We start from the raw sequence: 20,265 nt of genomic DNA, 5'->3' as shown, positions 1-20,265 counted from the left end.
AGCTGCTGCTTGCTTGCATGGTTTTGCGAGCCAAGCAGCTTTTTTGCTATAGGGATTTTTAACTACCCTAAGGAATTGTAGTATACGGACCTTCGGCTGCATTCTGTTGCATCCTGCTGCAATGGCAACGTTAGCTGTCCCCACCGTAAGCCCTTTGCTCCGTGTTCTAGGCTTAAGTCTCCTCGATCACTCTCTTTTTAAAGCACTTTTAGAGCATCCTCTTTTAGGGCAATTTTTTACCAATGTATGATTCCGCGTGCTTCCTCTAATACTAAAAGCCATAAGGAGGTAGCTACGATGAATGAAGAACAGCCGAATCAACCGAATCAGCCGAACCAACCCAATCAGCAGCCGTCTAATGATGATGCCCAGGGGCTTGTCCAAAAGATTCGGGAACTTGGGGAGACAAATGTACCTAAAGCGGGGAACTCAGATATTCATGTGATTACTGTAATTGGGCAAATTGAAGGGCACATGCAGCTCCCGCCTCAAAACAAAACCACAAAGTATGAGCATATCATTCCCCAACTGGTAGCCATTGAACAAAACCCGAATATTAAAGGACTTTTACTCGTATTAAATACAGTCGGTGGAGACGTGGAGGCAGGATTGGCCATTGCGGAAATGGTTTCGACGATGGATAAGCCTTCTGTAACAATCATTCTTGGTGGAGGTCATTCTATTGGTGTCCCGATCGCAGCAGCAGGAAATCATTCTTTTATTGCAGAAACTGCAACGATGACCATCCACCCCATTCGTTTTAACGGGATGGTCGTTGGTGTACCGCAGACATTTGAGTACATTGAGGAAATGCAGGATCGCATCATTCGGTTTGTAACGAGTCATTCCGATATTACTGAAGATGAATTTAAAGAGCTGATGTTTGCAAAAGGGAATTTACAGCGGGATATCGGTACGAACGTCATCGGTAAAGATGCCGTCGATCATGGCCTCATTAATGAAGTTGGCGGCGTAGGGCAGGCAATTCGTAAACTGAACATGCTCATTCAGCAAAACGAAGGGGAGATGCTCCAATGATTATTTATACCCCACTTCCACTTTCAGATGTCCTAGCTGAGGATAATGATATTGAAGTGAAATATAAAGAGACCACCTCCGGAACGGTCAAACTACAAAAGAACGAGGAGGGGGCTTGGATTGTAGATCGTCTAGTAAGTTCTAACCCAAACGATTTTTTACACGATGATTATCAGCCAGGTACACGGTGGAAAGAGCAATGAAAAAAGACATCATTCAGGATTGGCACAGCCAGCCTTTATGATGTCTTTTTATATTCGTAAACGTGCGATGAAGAAATATCCATGATTATGTTATAATAGAAAGGTATTGTTAAGGTTGAACTTATCGCAGGAAGTGACATTTCTATTGTCTTTTTTACGTTATGATGGAAGGAATTTAGGAAGGAGGGATTGATAATGGGGAACAAGAAGAAAAAGCGGAAAAAAAAGAAACAACAAGAATGGACAAGCCAGCTAAAGTTTGAATTATCAGGCTTGGTTCTCCTTACCCTCGCTGTAATTGCTACATTCACTTACGGGCCGGTTGGAACGATAATCATCCAATTGTTCCGATTTTTTACTGGAGAATGGCATCATTTTTTAACGGCTTTATTATATGCATTTGCCATTACACTTATATTCCAACGTACATTTGTAAGTTTTTGGTCACGCCGGTTAGCAGGCATCTATTTGTTAATGTTTACGGTTCTTTTACATAGTCATCTAGGATTATTTGAAAATCTTGCGATGAGCGGCCCTTTTCAAGATGGCTCGGTCATCATGAATACGTTTGAGCTATATACATTGGATTTAACCGGTCAAGCTGATGATCTCGGCGGCGGAATGATCGGCGCACTAGGGTACGCTACGGGCACATTTTTATTTGATGTCGCGGGTACTCAGATTTTTGCGCTCCTGCTTGTGGTGATCAGCTTTATCCTTATAAGCGGAAAATCGTTAACAGACAGTGGCTTATGGGTGTGGAGCCGTATCAAAAGAGTGCCGCAATCCATTCTGCAGGCGTTACAGAAACTTCGAGAAGAGCGCAAACAAGAGCAGTCAACAAGTTCTCCCGGACAAGAGAAGACGGCTGAAGTGGCGCAAAAAAATTCTGGTGCCAAAAATCCTGCGGATAACCTGCAAAACGAGACGGCCAGTAAAGATGAGCGACCTGTGATTCATAATTTTAAAGAGCAGGTATATCAAGATACCCCGAAAGCGGCAAAAGAGAAAGCGAATAGCTCCGCTGAAGGTCACGATGACGAAGACATGAGTCCGTTGTTAACGACTGCGACCTCGAACGAGGACTACCGTTTGCCGGCGCTGAAACTTCTAAGCACTCCCGTCCAGAATAAACAGACGAATGACCGTAGTCATGTGTCTTCGAACGCTAAGAAACTGGAGGATACATTGCAGAGTTTTGGTGTGCAGGCACAAGTGAACGAAGTTCATTTAGGACCCGCGGTTACGAAGTACGAAGTGCAGCCAGCCACAGGTGTTAAGGTAAGTAAAATTGTCAGCCTTACTGATGACATCGCTTTAGCATTAGCTGCTAAAGATATTCGAATTGAAGCACCGATCCCAGGTAAATCTGCGGTTGGAATTGAAGTTCCCAATCAAGATATATCAATGGTTACATTAAGGGAGGTGCTCGAAACCGAAAAAGCACAGCAGTCCCATGTATTATCCGTCGGTCTAGGACGGGATATTTCCGGTGAACCGATGACGGCAGATCTTCATAAAATGCCCCACCTTCTCGTCGCTGGTGCCACAGGGAGCGGGAAAAGTGTGTGTATTAATGGGATCGTGACAAGCATACTCATGAAAGCGAAACCGAATGAAGTTAAATTAATGATGATTGACCCGAAGATGGTAGAGCTTAATGTCTATAATGGTATCCCCCATCTGTTAACACCGGTAGTAACCGAACCTAAAAAAGCAGCTCAGGCGCTGAAAAAAGTTGTCGCTGAAATGGAACGGCGTTACGATTTATTCTCCCACAGTGGCAGCCGAAACATCGAAGGGTATAATGAAATGATACGGAAGCAAAATGAGAAGGAAGAAACAGAAGACCAGCCAAAGCTGCCTTACATTGTTGTCATCGTCGATGAGTTGGCAGATTTAATGATGGTCGCTTCAAGTGATGTGGAAGATGCCATCACCCGTTTGGCACAGATGGCAAGAGCTGCAGGAATTCATATGATTATCGCCACACAGCGCCCATCTGTAGATGTTATTACTGGGGTCATTAAAGCAAACATTCCGTCGCGAATTGCTTTTGGTGTTTCTAGCCAAACGGATTCTCGTACGATATTGGATGCTGCTGGGGCAGAAAAATTACTGGGGCGCGGGGATATGCTATTTGTCCCTGTTGGTGCGAATAAATCAACACGGATTCAGGGAGCCTTTATTTCCGATGAGGAAGTAGAAGCGGTGGTCGCTGATGTTGTTGAGCAACAGAAAGCATCCTATCAAGAAGAGATGATGCCAGAAGAAGTGCCTGAACAAACCACTGAACCTGAAGATGAGCTGTATCATGATGCTGTATCACTTGTTGTTCAGATGAACTCTGCCTCTGTCTCCATGTTGCAACGGCGTTTTAGAATCGGTTATACAAGGGCGGCCCGCCTTGTTGATGAAATGGAAGCTCAAGGGATTGTCGGGCCATATGAAGGGAAAAAACCACGAGAAGTACTCTATCAACCTCCCGAAGATATCTCGGACGTGAAATAAACAAAAAAAGAAAAGGTGATGTTCATGGCGGAAGCGGAACAATTTAACGTAGGCGGGCTGCGCGTACACTGGCAGCCCAACCAGAAATTTAAAACAACGACGATCGTTTTGCATATAAAGGCGCCTTTAGAAGCGAAAACAGCAGCACCGCGCACATTACTCGCTCATGTGCTGCAGTCAGGTACGGCGAGCTTTCCGAGCAGGCGGAAAATCCGGCATTTTCTCGACGATTTGTATGGAGCCAGCTTTTATGCGGATGTAGGGAAAAAAGGAGAGAACCATGTCATCAGTTTTGTCATGGAAGTTGCCTCTGAGAAATATTTACGCAATGAATCTCCACTCGTTCCAAAAGCCTTAGAATTTTTACTTTCGGTTATACAAAAGCCGTATTTTGTAGAAGGAGGATTTAGTGAAGCGATTGTAAAAGAAGAAAAACAGGCGCTTAGCCAACGTATTCGTAATATCGCTGACGAAAAAACCCGCTATGCAAATATTCGTTTACTTGAAGAAATGTGCGCGGATGAACCTTTTGGGTTACATCCGTTTGGCTCTGTTGAAGAAGTAGAAGCCATTGATCCATCAGTTCTTTATGAAACCTATGAACATATGCGCGCCTATGATCAATTTGATTTGTTGGTAACAGGGCCGGGTTCTAAAGAAGAAATCGAAGGCGTACTGCAATCAGCCGCAAAAGAATTGAAAGATAGTGAAATCATCAAGGCAGAGCCGACGGAAAACAAAATCCCTTCGCAAGTGAATGAAGTGGTAGAGCGGCAACCGATTCAACAAGCAAAATTGCACCTTGGATTTCGACTCCCCTACACGGTTGATGCGGATGAATATACTTCGGTTCTTGTAACAAATGGTATCCTTGGTGCATATCCACACTCCAAATTGTTCGTCAACGTGCGCGAGAAAGAAAGCCTCGCTTATTATGCAGCTTCACGTTTTGAGCCTTATAAAGGGATCTTATTCGCGATGGCAGGAATTGCCCCCGAACAATATGATAAGGCAGTGACAATCATAAAAGAACAGGTGGAAGCGTTGAAGCGCGGAGATATTTCGGATGAGGAATTGAGTACGACGAAACAGATGCTTAAAAATCAGATCCTCGAACAAATGGATAGTGCACGCGGCGCGATTGAAATGAGCTATCAAAATGTATTGAGTGATAAAAAGCGAACTTCGGAAGACCGTTTAAGAGAAGTCGAAGCTGTTGATAAAGAAATGGTCATTTCAATTGCGAAAACAATTCAATTAGATACGATCTACTTGTTAACCACTGAGGAGGAAACAGCCTAATGGAAAAGAAGTATTATGAACAGATTGATGAAACCATCTATCTGGAAACATTGGCCAATGGGTTAAAGGTATATGTATTGCCAAAACCTGGTAATAACAAAACGTTTTCGGTTTTTACGACGGACTATGGTTCGATTGATCAAATCTTCACCCCCCTGCATCAGGAGAAACCATTGCATGTCCCTGACGGCATCGCCCACTTTTTGGAACATAAACTTTTTGAAGATGAGGAAGGTGATGCATTTCATACATTTAGCCAACGTGGGGCGCAAACGAATGCATTCACTAGTTTTACAAGAACCGCTTATTTGTTTTCAAGTACAACCCAATTGAATCAAAATCTGGAAACGCTCGTCGATTTTGTTCAGCATCCGTATTTTACAGAGGAAAGCGTTGAAAAAGAAAAGGGTATCATTGGCCAAGAGATTAATATGTATAACGACGATGCTGACTGGCGTTTATTTTTTGGATTGATTTCATCGCTTTACAAAGAACATCCGGTTCGCATTGATATCGCCGGAACTGTTCAATCTATTGATCAAATTACGAAGGATTTATTATACACATGCTATCAAACGTTTTACCACCCTTCGAATATGGTGTTATTTGTCGTCGGACCAGTCGAGCCTGAAGAAACGATTCAGTTAGTTAAAGACAATCAGGATCAAAAAGATTTTCCTAAAGTGGACGAAATCAAGAGATTTTATGGAAACGAACCAACGGAAAGTGGAGAACGTCATAAAACCATTGAAATGAATGTCCAGACGCCTAAATGCCTGCTCGGATTTAAAGAGCCGCCGAATGACCACTATCCTCTGGATGGACTAACGTATGAGTTAGCGGTACAACTTCTCTTGGATGTGATGTTTGGGAGTGGTTCAAGTACCTATGAACAATTGTATAAAGAAGGGTTAATTGATAACAGTTTTTCCGCCGATTTTACCATGGAGCGTTCATTTGGGTTCTCGGCGCTCGGTGGAGATACAAAAGATCCGGAAAGGCTCGTCTCCCAACTGGAAGAAACGATTCATACGTATAAACAGAAACCGTTGAATGAAGAAGAAATCAATATCGCGAAGAAAAGAAAAATCGGGACGTTCATGAAACAATTAAACAGCCCTGAATTTATCGCTACGCAATTTACGCGTTATGAGATGAATGGAGATTCGTTGTTTGAGGTGATTCCGACGATTGAGAAGGTGACCTTGAGCGATTTAGAAACTGTACTACAACGTCACTTCCAACCCGAACGTAGCGCGGTCACAAAAGTGATTCCTAAAGAGTCATGATGAGAACGTTGATTACTGGAAGCAGCGGAGGGATCGGTGCAGCCATTGCCCGAAAGATTGCGGCTCCAGGGGAGAAACTTTACCTCCATTATTTTCGAGGGGAAACCAAGGTTCGAGAGGTACAAAGGTATTGTGAAGCGCATGGAGCAAATACCGTTTTACTTTCCGCAAATCTTCAGGAGCCTGCAGAAATCGATACGCTATGTTCAGAGGTGGATGATCCTTTAGATCGAATCGTTTTTGCCCATGGCCGCGAGCAATATGGGCTGTTCACCGACATAGATAATGAGACGTTAATTGAAATCCTTTATATACACTTAACCGCGCCGATGCAAATCGTCAAGCACTTTCTCCCCAGGATGATCACTCAAAAATATGGAAGAATCATCGCGATTTCCTCTATATGGGGAGAGGTCGGCGCTTCTTGTGAGGTAGCGTATTCAGCGGCTAAGGGAGGGTTGAATCAATTTGTCCAAGCGCTGGCAAAAGAGGTGGCGCCCTCAAATATAACGGTGAACGGCGTTTCACCTGGTGTCATTGACACAAAAATGATGGACACCTATCATCAGGACGATGTGCGGGCTCTTGCAGAAGCGATTCCCGCTGGTCGTTTTGGGAGAGCTGATGAGGTCGCGAATGCCTGTATGTATCTCCTGAGCGAAGAGGCTGGATATGTCAATGGACATGTTCTATCTATTAATGGTGCCTGGGGCGGCTAACTAACGTGTATAATTTTTGACTCCTGCAGTTAAACTATGGGCGTAAAAACTATAGTTTTACAAGGAGGAAACAACATATGTCAGTACTGGACAATTGGGATCAATGGAAATCGTTCTTAGGTGAAAATCTTCAACATGCTGAAAATGAAGGAATGAATGACGAAGTCGCTTCGGATGTGGCGTATCAAATCGGTGATTATTTAGCGAATCAAGTGGAGCCTCAAAATGATCAAGAGCGTGTACTTTCTGACTTATGGCATGTGGCGAATGAATCAGAACAACATGCGATTGCAAATCTGATGGTGAAACTTGTTCAGCAAAAATAACTAAACCGTAAAGTGAAGCATCCTAAAGGAAACAACGTGAGGAAGGTTGTTGCCGAGAAGGATGCTTTTCTTTTCGCTCAGATCGGCTTATTTTAATGTTAAAGTTTCAAGTGAATTTTTCGAAAAGAACGGATGACCCTATTCAAAAGACTAGAAATAACGTAAAATAACATCAATACACGTGAATCGACAATTAAGGGGGGAACGGGGATGGAGAGGAAAGAATGGTATTTTGAATATCAAATCCATCAAAACCGGCCTGGTTTACTGGGGGATATTTCCTCGTTGCTTGGCATGCTATCGATTAATATTGTCACGATCAATGGGATCGAAAACGATCGGCGGGGGATGTTGATTCGGAGCAGCAGTGACGATCATATTACACGTTTACGTGATATATTGGAAACCATGGAAGCCATTTCTCTTAAAAAATTCCGGATTCCAAGGCTTCGTGATCGTTTGGCAGTGATGCACGGCCGCTATATTGAAAGGGATGCTGATGACAAGAAAACGTACCGTTTTGTCCGGGATGAACTGGGGCTGCTCGTTGATTTTTTGGCCGAATTACTTAAAGAAAAACGGCATTATCTCATAGGGATTCGTGGGATGCCGAGGGTAGGCAAAACGGAATCCATCGTTGCGGCGAGTGTTTGTGCAAATAAACATTGGTCCTTCATTTCATCCACGTTGTTACGTCAGACGATTAGAAGTACCCTTGCAGAAGACGAATTCGGCGAGGACTTGGTTTATATCATCGATGGGATTGTAACGACAATGCGTGCCTCAGAAAAACACCGGACCCTTGTAGGCGAAATTATGCGTCTATCGTCGGTAAAAGTTGTTGAGCATCCGGATATTTTTGTGCGGGAGACGGCATATACATTAAAGGACTTCGATTGCATAATTGAACTACGAAATAATGAAGACGAAAAAATTACTTATGAAATGGTGGAGTCTGGTTTTTCCTCCTTTGATATTAGCTAGGTGGCAGGTGTTTAGCATGGCTGAATTGGGTCAATTCTTAAGAGAAAAGCGCGAGGAGAAAGGCTGGAGGATCGAAGAGGTTCAAGCGCATACAAAAATCCAAAAGCGCTATTTGTTAGCCATTGAAGGCGGTAGATACAATGAACTTCCTGGGGCTTTTTACGCGCGGGCATTTATAAAGAGTTATGTCGAGGTTTTGGGCCTTAACCCTGAAGAGGTATTTTCGGAATTTGATCATGATTTACCAAAGCCAAGCAAAGAAGCGATTGAATTTCCTTCAAGAGTGGAGCGTGCAAAGACGAAACGTTCGCCGGAAAGCAAAAAAAGCACGACCGTCCTGCCCGCTGCGTTGGTGATTTCTTTTCTCGTTGCGATCGTGGGTATTATATGGTTTTTAAATATAGGAAATGGAGATGTGGCTTCTGATGAAGAAGAAGGGAGTCCAAATCAAGAAGAGGTAGAAATTATAAATGAACCCCAGGAAAGCGGGAATAATGAAGGTGATGGCGAAACAGAAGCAGTGAACGGTACTGAAGAAGGTCAGGGTAATAATGGGAATCACGAGGAAGACGAAAGTGGAGGGCTTTCATACGAAGAAACAACTGGCAATTATAACTCTATCTATACTGTTGACAGTGCTTCACTAGAGATTGAACTTGTGTTTGAAGAAGGAATCGACAGTTATGTTGATTTCCGGGAAGAAGTCGGAGGGACTATTATTGAGGTCGCTGATCCCCCAGCTGAAGCTTTAGAACAGGAGTATGATTTTAGCGAATACGATACGATTACGATCAACGCCGGATATACCCCTTCGCTTACGATCTATGTTAATAGTGAAGAGCTGGAATATGCAGTTGATCCTGAGGAAAGAGATTTACAAAATATCACCATTGAACAAAATGGTTAATTTTGAGTCCGACACACGTAGGGTGTGAAGGGCTTTTTCATTTAAAGTGCGTGTTCAAAAAGGAGGACAACAAGACCAAGAAGTTTTAGAAAAAAAGTTCGCTTATCGCCAAAATGGCGAGTCTAGATATTCTTATGGAAGCCCGTCTCGAGAACCTGCTTGCACCACGAAAGCATTTCCTTCTCACGAAGGGAAAGTGGGTTTCTTTTTTTGAGGAGCGAAGAGCCAGCTGGCTGCTTCGTAAGCGCTCCTTCGCACAATGAAAAAGCGTTTTTCTTTTCGAGGATACGTTTTTGGTACGTGCGACGCGCCGGAGGCGCTGGCCTCCTTCACCCCGCAAGCTGACGCAGAAATTCGACGGTTATTTTTCCGGACTTTTTTGAACATCCTCTAAAAGGGTTTCAAAGTAGCTTTTTAAAGTAAAACTCTGGTAGACTAAGACGTACAGATTCCTTCATAAACATCGCACTGGCGTTTTGCTTGCTAACGATTTTTGTTAAAATAAAAGATACTGCTGTAGGGGAGGCTTTATGTGAATCTGCCTAACCAGATAACACTGATTCGTATCGGATTCATACCAATATTTATGGTGATTTTCCTCTATCCATTTCAATGGGGGACACTTGATCTTGCAGGGGCTGAAGTGCCTATGAATCATGCTGTTGCCGGGCTTTTATTTGCCGTTGCAGCGGCTACCGATTGGGTGGATGGATACATTGCACGTAGTCGAAATCTTATTAGCAACTTCGGAAAATTTTTAGATCCCCTTGCTGATAAATTACTCGTAACAGCAGCGTTATTATCGTTGATTGAGCTCGCCCTTTTACCGGCATGGATGGGTGTAATCATCCTCACCCGTGAATTTGCCGTTACAGGAATGCGGCTTGTAGCAGCAGCAGATGGAACAGTGATTGCCGCTAGCGGTCTTGGGAAATGGAAGACGGTGTTTCAAATGGTAGCGATTTTTTTTCTTATCGTTCACAATGTCCCTTTTGACGAGCTCGGCCTTCCCGTCGCGACGATGCTCATGTGGATAGCTGTTATTTTGACTGTGCTTTCCGGGATCGATTATTTTGTGAAAAATAAACATGTATTTAATGATGCTTGAAAAACGGGGAAGGGCCCTGGAAAGGAGTCCGAACGATGAATGCTGAAATCATAGCTGTAGGTACTGAGCTTCTGCTTGGCCAAATCTCCAATACCAATGGTCAGTATCTCTCGAAACAACTGACACATCATGGAGTGAACGTTTATAAGCATACCGTAGTTGGTGATAACCTGTTACGGATCCGGCAGGCGATTCAAGCAGCGGCGAAGGCCAACGATATGGTCATTATTACTGGAGGTCTTGGTCCTACTGAAGATGATGTCACAAGAAATGCACTTGCAGAAGAATATGATTTAGATCTTGTTTACGATGAGAGAGCACTTCAACAAGTAGAGTCATTTTTTCAAGAAAGAAACCAACAGCCCAGTGATGCCAACCGCCGTCAGGCGCTTTATGTGCAGGGAGCGCAGGTTTTTCAAAACCACACAGGGCTTGCGTGCGGAATGGTGTATAAACACGAAAATACCATGTTTATACTGTTGCCGGGCCCACCCCGTGAATTGAAAACAATGTTTGAAAAAGAGGTTGACCCCTTTCTTGCTGCACAGGACGACACATATGCGTTTTTATTATCGCGAACCCTTCGTTTCTACGGCATTGGAGAATCGGCGTTGGAAGCACGTGTTCATGACTTGATTGTTGAACAGACGAACCCGACGATTGCCCCTCTAGCTGGGGAGGATGAAGTCACCTTGCGTTTGACAGTAAGGGATACCGATCGTAAAAATGCTGAAAAACAACTTGATAACATGGAAGCCGAAATATGCAAATACTGTGGAGAATTTTTATACGGTTATGATGATGATACGCTGTTTTCAAAAGTCATCGAGCATATAAAAATTAATGGATGGAGCCTGGCAACCGCTGAAAGCTTGACCGGAGGACAACTTGGCTCCTCGATCACTGATATAGCGGGAGCATCCGAGGTCTATCAAGGTGGAGCCATTACTTATAGTGACGAATCAAAACAAAAGCAGTTAAATGTGGATGCTGCCACCCTTCAACAGCACGGTTCTGTGAGTCAGGCTTGTGCGAGAGAAATGGCCGAGGGTGTGAGGTCCCGTTATCAGTCTGATGTGGGAATCTCACTGACGGGTGTTGCTGGTCCGGATGATCAGGAAGGGCATCCTCCTGGGACGCTGTTTATTGGCATAAGTTATCCCCATATGAATCGAGTCTATGAACGGCACTTGTCGGGTGATCGCGAAACGATTCGGCGCCGTGCAGTCAAAGAAGCTTGTGCCTGGTTACTGAATGAGGAAAAAGGTGATTAAGAATGAATGTATTTGATGATAAAAAGATTAAGCCAGAAGTAAAAACCGCCATTAAGGAGATGGGCTTTGAGGAACCTTCGCCTATCCAGGAAAAAGCAATACCGAAAGTGTTGGAAGGAAAAGATGTGATCGGACAAGCGCAAACAGGTACTGGGAAAACAGCGGCCTTTGGAATCCCGCTGTTAACCAAGCTTGATGAGTCTTCTCGAGTACAGGCGCTCGTCCTGACACCGACACGTGAACTCGCCATTCAAGTTGCTGGGGAACTGCAAAAGCTTTCCAATCATCTAAATGTGACAACGTTACCTATCTATGGCGGGCAATCAATTGGTCACCAGATCAAAGCTTTAAAACGAGGAGTACAGGTCGTTATTGGGACGCCTGGTCGTGTACAAGATCACTTACGTAGAAAAACGTTGAAGCTCGATCAAGTCAATACACTCGTACTCGATGAAGCAGATGAAATGCTTGATATGGGTTTTATCGAAGATATTGAATCGATTTTAAAGCAAACGAATGAAGATCGACAAACGATGCTTTTTTCAGCAACGATGCCCGCGCCAATCCGAAAACTTTCCAGGAGATACATGCACCAACCGGAAACGGTATCGATCAGTAAAAGCGATGTCACCGCACCTTCGATTGAACAGATTTATTTTAAAGTGCTCGAACGTAATAAATTGGAATCACTTTGCCGCGTCATTGACCGCTATGACCCTGAACTTGCTATCGTTTTTTGCCGAACGAAAAAGGGAGTTGCCGATTTAACGGAGGCATTACAGGCAAGGGGATATTTTGCAGATGGTCTGCATGGTGACTTGAATCAATCACAACGGGATGCTGTTATGAGAAGGTTTCGAGAAAGTGACATTGAGTTCCTTGTGGCAACGGATGTGGCTGCCCGTGGCCTTGATGTGCAAAACGTAAGCCACGTGATTAACTATGATATTCCGCAAGATCCGGAATCATATGTCCATCGAATCGGGCGTACAGGACGAGCAGGGAAGAGCGGACAGGCATTGACACTTGTCACCCCCCGGGAAATGAAGCATCTTCGCTCGATTGAAAGAGAAATCAAAATGTCGCTCCCCACTCGTGATATCCCGACGATCCAAGAGGTCGTGGAGAAACAGCAAGATGCGTGGCGGAATCAAATCGTCCATGTTATTGATCATAGTGAAGAAACGTCTATTTTTGATGATTTAACGAACGAACTACTTGAACAATATCGCCCTCAAGAAGTTGTTGATGCCTTGTTAAAGATGAATTATCAAACAGAAAATAATATCTCTGAGGAAGGTTATCATTTTGGAGATACCGGTGGCGCAAAAGGAATGGTTCGTTTCTTTATCAATGTAGGCCGTAATGTTAATATGAGCCCGAAAATACTTGTTCAGGAGATTGCGGATGCCGTTGGAATCCCCGAGAAATCAGTGGGAAAGATCGATATTTTTGAGAACTTTACGTTTGTAGAAGTTCCGGAAAATGTAGCCCCATTTGTTTATGAAGGGCTCCGTCACTCTCGGATCAATGGCGCTCGTGTGAATTTGGAGCCAGCAAAACCTAGGCCTAAACGGGATCAACGCCCGTCGAAAGCCACCCGTTCTTAAGATTTTTGAATAAGCTCAAGATGATAGGATCCCCTTATAGTAGACAAAAATGTCTATGGAGGGGATTTTTCGTATGTCTTGAGAAAAATAGAATGAATGTTCGTATTTCACTTGGCAAACGGATAAAAAAGCGATATGATGAATAAAGGGGAAACGATCAAATAGAAATGATAAATTTGTTATAAATAAAGGGGAATGTATTCCATGAGTGATAGAAAAGCAGCGCTTGATCAAGCTTTGAGGAATATTGAAAAGCAATTTGGAAAAGGCTCGATTATGAAGCTAGGGGAAGAAGCGGAGCATCGTGTGTCTACGGTTTCAAGTGGAACGCTCGCCCTCGATATTGCGCTTGGCGTTGGTGGTTACCCGCGGGGAAGAGTGATTGAAGTGTACGGCCCGGAATCTTCAGGGAAGACGACCGTTGCGCTTCACGCCATTGCTGAAGCGCAGCGTGACGGGGGACAAGCGGCGTTTATTGATGCAGAACATGCGCTTGACCCTGTTTATGCTCGAAAGCTTGGTGTGAACACAGATGAGCTCTTGCTCTCGCAGCCGGATACTGGCGAGCAAGCCTTGGAAATCGCCGAAGCCCTCGTTCGTAGTGGTGCCGTTGATATTATTGTTGTAGACTCCGTAGCGGCTCTTGTGCCGAAAGCCGAAATTGAAGGGGATATGGGCGATGCCCACGTCGGTTTGCAAGCACGCCTCATGTCCCAGGCGCTCCGGAAACTATCGGGTGCGATCAGTAAAACAAACGCTACCGCGATTTTTATTAATCAAATTCGTGAGAAGGTCGGCGTTATGTTCGGAAGCCCCGAAACGACACCGGGAGGACGTGCTTTGAAATTCTATTCCTCCGTTCGTCTTGAAGTACGCAGGGCGGAGGCGTTGAAGCAAGGGAATGAAACGGTTGGAAACAAAACGCGTTTAAAGATTGTCAAAAACAAGGTGGCACCGCCTTTCCGTCAGGCAGAGGTCGATATTATGTACGGGGAAGGTATTTCCCGAGAAGGGTCCCTTCTGGATATTGCTACAGACTTAGAAATCGTGCAAAAGAGCGGTGCTTGGTATGCTTATGAAGGGGAGAGACTCGGTCAAGGTCGTGAAAACGCGAAAAACTACTTGAAAGAGAACCCAGCGGTTGCAGCTGAAATTGAATCTCGCATTCGCGAACATCACGAACTGCCGGATCTCAACCATCAGGAACAAGCGAAGTCCGAGCAAGACGCTGATACTATATCATCTCAAGAATCGTAAACGAAATAAGGGTCTGGGACAAAACTAACCAAAAAGAACTTAAAAAAGGTGTCGATCATCAAAAAACGATGATCGACACCTTTTTCTTTGGTTGATTTCCATTATCTGTTGGATGATTTCTGCTCATGGCGGTGTATTTCTTCAAGTTTACCACCATGAATGTAAATCCCAATTCAGTTTCTACCTTCCCTGCACCTCTCACGGATAAACGAGTGAAACGCAAATGAGCCTTTAGGAGTCCGAAATACTGGTCCCTTATTTCGTTTACAGTCTGAAAGAGAAGAGCGGTCTGCCTGGGGTACTATTGACATATTAATGATTCCAAGTATACAATTAAGTGTGAATGAAATGGGCGCGGTATTTATCGTCTATGAGACCATTCATAACAAAAAGAAAGAGCATGGAACAGGCTCCCGGCCGGTAACAACCGACCGGAAAGCGTCTTTCAGGAGACGTCAGTTTCATAGTGTGTTCAAATTAAGAAGGACGATTCACCGGATTTTTTGAGCAACTTACAAGTGATAATGGATCAACACCAACCTATGACAGCAGGAGGGATCCTGCCTGCCATCTCCGTTTTTCGTGAGGCAAGCCCGCAATGTTTTTCATGTCAACTTGAAGTAACAATCGCATAGCAAAGGAGGTGTACCCGAGATGGATGGAACAGACATCTTGATCATCTCCATTTTGTTTGTTGTCGTTGCTGTTTTAAGCGGGTTTATTGGCTATATTATCCGTAAAAAATTTGCGGAAGCTAAAATCACCAGTGCAGAATATGCATCACAAAAGATGCTCGAAGAAGCTAGACGAAGTGCGGAGGCTAGCAAGAAAGAATCGATTTTAGAAGCCAAAGATGAAGCGTATCGCATGCGCTCTGAAGCCGAAGACGATATTCGCGAACGGAGAAACGAGATCCAAAAACAAGAGAACCGTCTTTTGCAAAAAGAGGAAATGCTTGATCGTAAAAGTGAAACAATTGATAAGAAAGAAGAATCATTGGAGACCCGGGAAAAAGAGCTCGCTGAGAAGCAAGAAGAAACAGAAACGATGAATAGCAAAGTGGAACAATTAATTGCCGATCAGCGCGAAGAGCTGGAACGTATATCAGGTTTAACAAAGGAAGAAGCCCGTGCAATGATCCGCTCTGAAACCGAACGGGAACTCGAGCATGAATCGGCAGTTATGATTAAGGAGAACACGGATAAAATTAAAGAGGAATCGGATAAAAGAGCAAAAGATATCCTTTCTCTAGCAATTCAACGATGTGCAGCAGATCATGTTGCTGAAACGACAGTTTCTGTTGTTCATTTGCCGAACGATGAAATGAAAGGACGGATTATCGGGCGTGAGGGCAGAAATATTCGCGCGCTCGAAACGTTAACAGGCATTGATTTAATCATTGATGATACACCTGAAGCAGTCATCCTTTCAGGCTTCGATCCTATTCGCAGGGAGATTGCACGAACAGCACTAGAAAGACTTGTTGAAGATGGCCGTATTCATCCTGCTCGTATTGAAGAGACCGTCGATAAATCCCGTAGGGAAGTTGATGAACGTATACGAGAATATGGGGAACAAACGACGTTTGAAATGGGGATTCATAATCTCCACCCTGACTTGCTTAAAATCTTAGGTCGATTGCATTTCCGATCAAGTTACGGTCAGAATGTCTTAAAGCATTCCACAGAGGTGGCTTACTTAACAGGGCTGATGGCGGCAGAACTTGGGGAAGATGAACAACTTGCCCGTCGTGCGGGATTGTTACATGATATAGGGAAAGCGATTGATCACGAAGTTGAAGGCAGTCACGTTGAAATCGGCATCGAACTCACGAAAAAATATAAGGAAAACGCGGTCGTCGTGAATAGTGTTGCTTCCCATCACGGTGATACTGAAGCAACATCGGTTATCGCCACGCTCGTCGCCGCAGCAGACGCTTTATCTGCAGCCAGGCCAGGAGCAAGACGTGAAACACTTGAAACGTACATTCGCCGATTAGAAAAACTTGAGGAGATTGCAGAATCATTTGATGGTGTTGAAAAGACGTATGCCATACAAGCGGGACGCGAAGTCCGTATTATGGTGAAACCAGACTTGATCGATGATGTGTTAGCACATCGGTTAGCACGGGACATTACAAAACGAGTGGAAAATGAACTCGACTATCCTGGTCATATACGAATTACCGTTATTCGTGAAACGAGGGCAGTTGACTATGCGAAGTAAGGCGGCACAGTATGTGCTGCTTTATTTTTCTTTCCGAGTGATAAGCGATGCTTTGATTGTGCATGCTACCAAAGGGTGTTTGACTATCATGGTCCGGAAAAAGACCGATACTTGCGCGGTATGGTTTACGTAACGGTTCGCTTGCCTCTCTTTCCTCGAAAGAGAAAAACCCTCTTCCCCCGTGAGGGATTTATGTTTATGAAGTGACAAGCGGAGTGCTCGAAGTTAGTGTCTTTCGAGCGACTGAGTTCTTTGATTCTATTTTGAACATACTCTAAAATAAAAACATTTAATAAACACAGCTTACTTATAACTCATCAACGAAAGCTTAAAATCTGGAATTCAAATGTCGAGCGTTTGATATCCCAGAATACGTTTAACCAGTACTTAAAAAGGGTATAGGTATAATAAGCGTAGTCGTTGAATGATAGAAAGAAGGACTTATTTCATATGCGACTATTATTTGTAGGAGACGTCGTTGGGCGTCCAGGACGTCATATGGTGGAATCATATTTACCAAAGTTAAAACGAAGATTAAGACCACAGGTGACGATTGTAAATGGGGAAAATGCAGCAAGTGGCAAAGGCATTACGGAAAAGATTTATAAGAATTTTTTAGGAAACGGGGCTCAAGTCATTACCCTGGGAAATCATGCGTGGGGCCGCAATGAAATCTTCTCATTTATTAATGAAGAGCCCAACCTTATCCGCCCGTTAAATTACCCCCCTGGAGCTCCGGGAAAGGGGCAGGTATCTGTCAACGTTAACGGACAAGAATTTGTCGTTATTAATGCCTTGGGGCGTACATTTCTAGATGATGTTGATTGCCCTTTTCAAGCATTGGACAAAGCAGTTGATCAAGCTAGAGAACGAACACCGTTTGTATTTGTGGATTTTCATGGAGAAGCAACAAGTGAGAAGCAAGCAATGGGTTGGTTTTTAGATGGGCGTGCCAGCGCAGTTATAGGAACTCATACCCATGTACAAACGGCTGATGAAAGAATCCTTCAAAACGGGACCGCTTACTTGACAGATGTAGGAATGACCGGTCCTTACGATGGAATTCTCGGCGTTGAAAAAGAAGCAGTCATTGAAAAGTTCCGGACGTCGCTTCCGGCAAAGTTTGAGGTAGCCAATGGAAGAAGTCAGTTAAATGGGGTATTTTTAGAACTTGATCACCGAACAGGAAAAGCCTTGAAGATCCATAGGATTATGATTAACGATGATCACCCTTATTACGAGTAGAAGCTGTAGAAAAACTCGGGGAATAGAGAGACTTTCAGTGAATATAGTTAGGGATAACGGTGGCATTCCACAATTATAGGAGGGCTAATCATGGAAGTATTAAAAGTATCAGCAAAATCAACACCTAACTCTGTCGCCGGTGCCCTGGCGGGTGTGATCCGTGAAAGAGGAGCGGCGGAAATCCAGGCGATTGGGGCCGGTGCACTAAATCAGTCAGTCAAGGCAATTGCAATTGCAAGAGGGTTTGTGGCACCTAGTGGAATTGATCTTGTTTGTATCCCGGCGTTCACAGATATTGAAATCGACGGTGAAGAAAGGACAGCTATTAAACTCATCGTTGAGCCCCGTTAACGTGGAATTGCCTTCCAAGACATTTAAGGAAGGGTAAGTCAAGTGTTGTCGAATCTATGAAATTGGAAACTTACAGGGCAATAGTGAAGATTTCTAGGACTACACTCCATCTAAAGCTCAGCGAATAGACGCTGAGCTTTTCCCCATTATAAGGGTAAATACAATGAACTTTCCTTGATACAATAGCATAACAACCGGAGGGAAAATGATGATGGAAAATTTAAAACAGCAATTACAACGCATCGATCGGAAAGGGTATAAAGCTTACAATGATATTCGAGGAACATTCTCCTTTCCAACATTTCAATTACATATGGATCATATTCAGGCAGATCCTTATGCAAGCCCATCACGGGCGCGGATTGTTGTCCAAAATGATCGTTTAAAAATGGAACGAGATTTATACGAAAGTGGTCATCGAAACGTTGCCTTTACTGACTTTGTGGCGCGTTCCATAGGAAAAGAAATTCGAAAACAAAATGCAGGGAAAAGTATCTATATTGATCGACCGGGGCAAGAAATTTTGGAACGCACCGCGGTTGTATGTGATCATAATCAGCTAGAGGTTCGACTTTCTATCCATTTACCTGCACGCGGAAGAACCATCCTTGGCGAACAGGCAAAAAAACTGTTGACCCAGCAACTTCCAAAAGTAATTGAACAGGCCTTGTTTAATATCGATATGAAGGGATTACGAAAACATGTAGCGCTTAGCGATGATCAACAAACACTGCGCACGTTCGTAGAAAAGCAAGATGCTCTTGCATTCATCGCAGATGGCTCGATCCTGCCTCGCGCAAGTGGAGTCGAAAATCGTCCCCTTGATAAAGAAAACGCCATTCCATTTTCCAGCCCGGAGAGCAGAGCAGCCCGCGTAAGTCTCCCCCATTACGGAGAGATACGAGGAATGCTCATTCCCAAAGGAGTACATGTTATCGTTGGCGGTGGTTATCATGGAAAAAGTACATTGCTACAAGCGCTGGAACATGGAATTTATAATCATGTCGATGGAGATGGACGCGCATATATTGTGACTGCCTCAAGTGCATGCAAAATTCGTGCTGAAGATGGCCGCGGTGTGACCGATGTCAACATCTCTCCATTTATTGGTGAATTGCCAAACGGGAAAAGCACGAAGAAGTTCAACACTGAAAATGGAAGCGGAAGCACTTCACAAGCCGCAAATATCATTGAATCTCTTGAAGCCGGCAGCCGGTTATTACTTATTGACGAGGATACGAGTGCGACGAATTTTATGATTCGGGATTATCGCATGCAGCAGCTGGTTGCCCCAGATAAAGAGCCGATTACACCCTTTATAGACCGCGTAAGGGATCTTTACGAAACCGAAGGTGTTTCAACGATTATAGTCGTTGGCGGAACGGGGGACTATTTTGATGTTGCTGACACTGTGACTATGATGGATGAATACCAGCCTTTTGATGTCACTGAAAAAGCTAAGGAAATTGTAAAGAAGGACGAGAGCAGGCGTATCAGACATGAAGCAGCACCTTTTACGACGAAAAGTGAACGGTCTCCGAAGTCCCACAGTTTTGATGCACGTCGCGGTAAAAAGGAAAAAGTAGACGCTCGTGGGAAGGATACCATTCTTTATGGTAGGGAAACCATTGATCTAAGCGCAGTTGAACAATGTATTGATCCCAGTCAGACAAGGGCTATTTCTCGTGCGATTGATTTCCTGGCAAAGAAGTATATGGATGGAAATACATCCCTAGGTGAACTACTCGACATCTATGAAAAAGAAACGGCTTCTGGACTTGATGTTTTATCTCCATTTAAAGGTAAACATCCTGGGGATTTGGCAAGGCCTCGCCGTTTTGAAATCGCAGCTGCTATTAATCGTTTACGAACATTAGAAACAAATCATCGTGAATAAAAGGGGCCGCAAGATTTT

General features: G+C 44.0%; 17 protein-coding genes. All 17 read left to right on the top strand.

The window, feature by feature from the left end; all coding sequences use genetic code 11:
- Positions 1–297 precede the first annotated feature (297 nt).
- The 17 genes from HNR44_RS05945 (at position 298) to HNR44_RS05865 (ending at position 20,247) form a co-directional block, all read left to right on the top strand.
- Positions 298–1,038, top strand: a complete 741-nt coding sequence (locus HNR44_RS05945) for a ClpP family protease (protein WP_184403151.1) — start codon at positions 298–300, stop codon at positions 1,036–1,038.
- Positions 1,035–1,241: a YlzJ-like family protein gene (locus HNR44_RS05940; protein WP_184403150.1), complete on the top strand. Its 207-nt coding sequence runs from the start codon at positions 1,035–1,037 to the stop codon at positions 1,239–1,241. The genes HNR44_RS05945 and HNR44_RS05940 overlap by 4 nt, the downstream gene beginning before the upstream one ends.
- Before the next feature lie 195 nt (positions 1,242–1,436).
- On the top strand, positions 1,437–3,752 hold the full coding sequence (locus HNR44_RS05935; protein ID WP_184403149.1) for an FtsK/SpoIIIE family DNA translocase: 2,316 nt from the start codon (positions 1,437–1,439) through the stop codon (positions 3,750–3,752).
- Positions 3,753–3,776: 24 nt separating this feature from the next.
- On the top strand, positions 3,777–5,054 hold the full coding sequence (gene yfmF / locus HNR44_RS05930; RefSeq protein WP_184403148.1) for an EF-P 5-aminopentanol modification-associated protein YfmF: 1,278 nt from the start codon (positions 3,777–3,779) through the stop codon (positions 5,052–5,054).
- A complete protein-coding gene (gene yfmH / locus HNR44_RS05925; RefSeq protein WP_184403147.1) occupies positions 5,054–6,343 on the top strand; it encodes an EF-P 5-aminopentanol modification-associated protein YfmH in 1,290 nt (429 codons plus the stop codon). Before yfmF ends, yfmH begins: the two co-directional genes overlap by 1 nt.
- Positions 6,340–7,062: an elongation factor P 5-aminopentanone reductase gene (gene ymfI, locus HNR44_RS05920; protein ID WP_184403146.1), complete on the top strand. Its 723-nt coding sequence runs from the start codon at positions 6,340–6,342 to the stop codon at positions 7,060–7,062. The genes yfmH and ymfI overlap by 4 nt, the downstream gene beginning before the upstream one ends.
- Positions 7,063–7,139: 77 nt before the next feature.
- Positions 7,140–7,388 (top strand): DUF3243 domain-containing protein, encoded by a 249-nt coding sequence (locus HNR44_RS05915; protein ID WP_184403145.1) that lies wholly within the window; start codon positions 7,140–7,142, stop codon positions 7,386–7,388.
- A 210-nt stretch (positions 7,389–7,598) separates the two neighbouring features.
- A complete protein-coding gene (locus HNR44_RS05910) occupies positions 7,599–8,372 on the top strand; it encodes a DUF3388 domain-containing protein (protein WP_184403144.1) in 774 nt (257 codons plus the stop codon).
- 16 nt (positions 8,373–8,388) lie between these two features.
- Positions 8,389–9,279, top strand: coding sequence for a helix-turn-helix domain-containing protein (locus HNR44_RS05905; protein ID WP_184403143.1), 891 nt, complete (start codon positions 8,389–8,391; stop codon positions 9,277–9,279).
- Between the two features lie 532 nt (positions 9,280–9,811).
- Complete coding sequence (gene pgsA, locus HNR44_RS05900; protein WP_184403142.1) at positions 9,812–10,387, top strand: CDP-diacylglycerol--glycerol-3-phosphate 3-phosphatidyltransferase; 576 nt, start codon at positions 9,812–9,814, stop codon at positions 10,385–10,387.
- 35 nt (positions 10,388–10,422) lie between these two features.
- Positions 10,423–11,661, top strand: a complete 1,239-nt coding sequence (locus HNR44_RS05895; protein WP_184403141.1) for a competence/damage-inducible protein A — start codon at positions 10,423–10,425, stop codon at positions 11,659–11,661.
- A 2-nt stretch (positions 11,662–11,663) separates the two neighbouring features.
- The gene (locus HNR44_RS05890; RefSeq protein ID WP_184403140.1) at positions 11,664–13,271 is read left to right on the top strand and encodes a DEAD/DEAH box helicase; all 1,608 of its coding nucleotides are present in this window, start codon (positions 11,664–11,666) and stop codon (positions 13,269–13,271) included.
- A gap of 204 nt (positions 13,272–13,475) precedes the next feature.
- On the top strand, positions 13,476–14,528 hold the full coding sequence (gene recA, locus HNR44_RS05885; RefSeq protein WP_184403139.1) for a recombinase RecA: 1,053 nt from the start codon (positions 13,476–13,478) through the stop codon (positions 14,526–14,528).
- A gap of 654 nt (positions 14,529–15,182) precedes the next feature.
- On the top strand, positions 15,183–16,754 hold the full coding sequence (rny, locus tag HNR44_RS05880) for a ribonuclease Y (RefSeq protein ID WP_184403138.1): 1,572 nt from the start codon (positions 15,183–15,185) through the stop codon (positions 16,752–16,754).
- 450 nt (positions 16,755–17,204) lie between these two features.
- Positions 17,205–17,999 (top strand): TIGR00282 family metallophosphoesterase, encoded by a 795-nt coding sequence (locus HNR44_RS05875; protein ID WP_184403137.1) that lies wholly within the window; start codon positions 17,205–17,207, stop codon positions 17,997–17,999.
- A gap of 90 nt (positions 18,000–18,089) precedes the next feature.
- Positions 18,090–18,350 carry a stage V sporulation protein S gene (locus HNR44_RS05870; protein WP_184403136.1) on the top strand — a complete coding sequence of 87 codons (261 nt, stop codon included), beginning with the start codon at positions 18,090–18,092 and terminating at the stop codon, positions 18,348–18,350.
- Positions 18,351–18,555: 205 nt separating this feature from the next.
- Complete coding sequence (locus HNR44_RS05865; RefSeq protein ID WP_343069383.1) at positions 18,556–20,247, top strand: ABC-ATPase domain-containing protein; 1,692 nt, start codon at positions 18,556–18,558, stop codon at positions 20,245–20,247.
- Positions 20,248–20,265: the final 18 nt, after the last annotated feature.

The sequence above is a fragment of the Geomicrobium halophilum genome (genome assembly GCF_014207655.1).
In the GTDB taxonomy this organism is placed as follows: Bacteria; Bacillota; Bacilli; order Bacillales; family Marinococcaceae; genus Geomicrobium; species Geomicrobium halophilum.
Note: the sequence above shows the minus strand (reverse complement) of the source record. Positions and strands in the feature narration are given on the sequence as shown.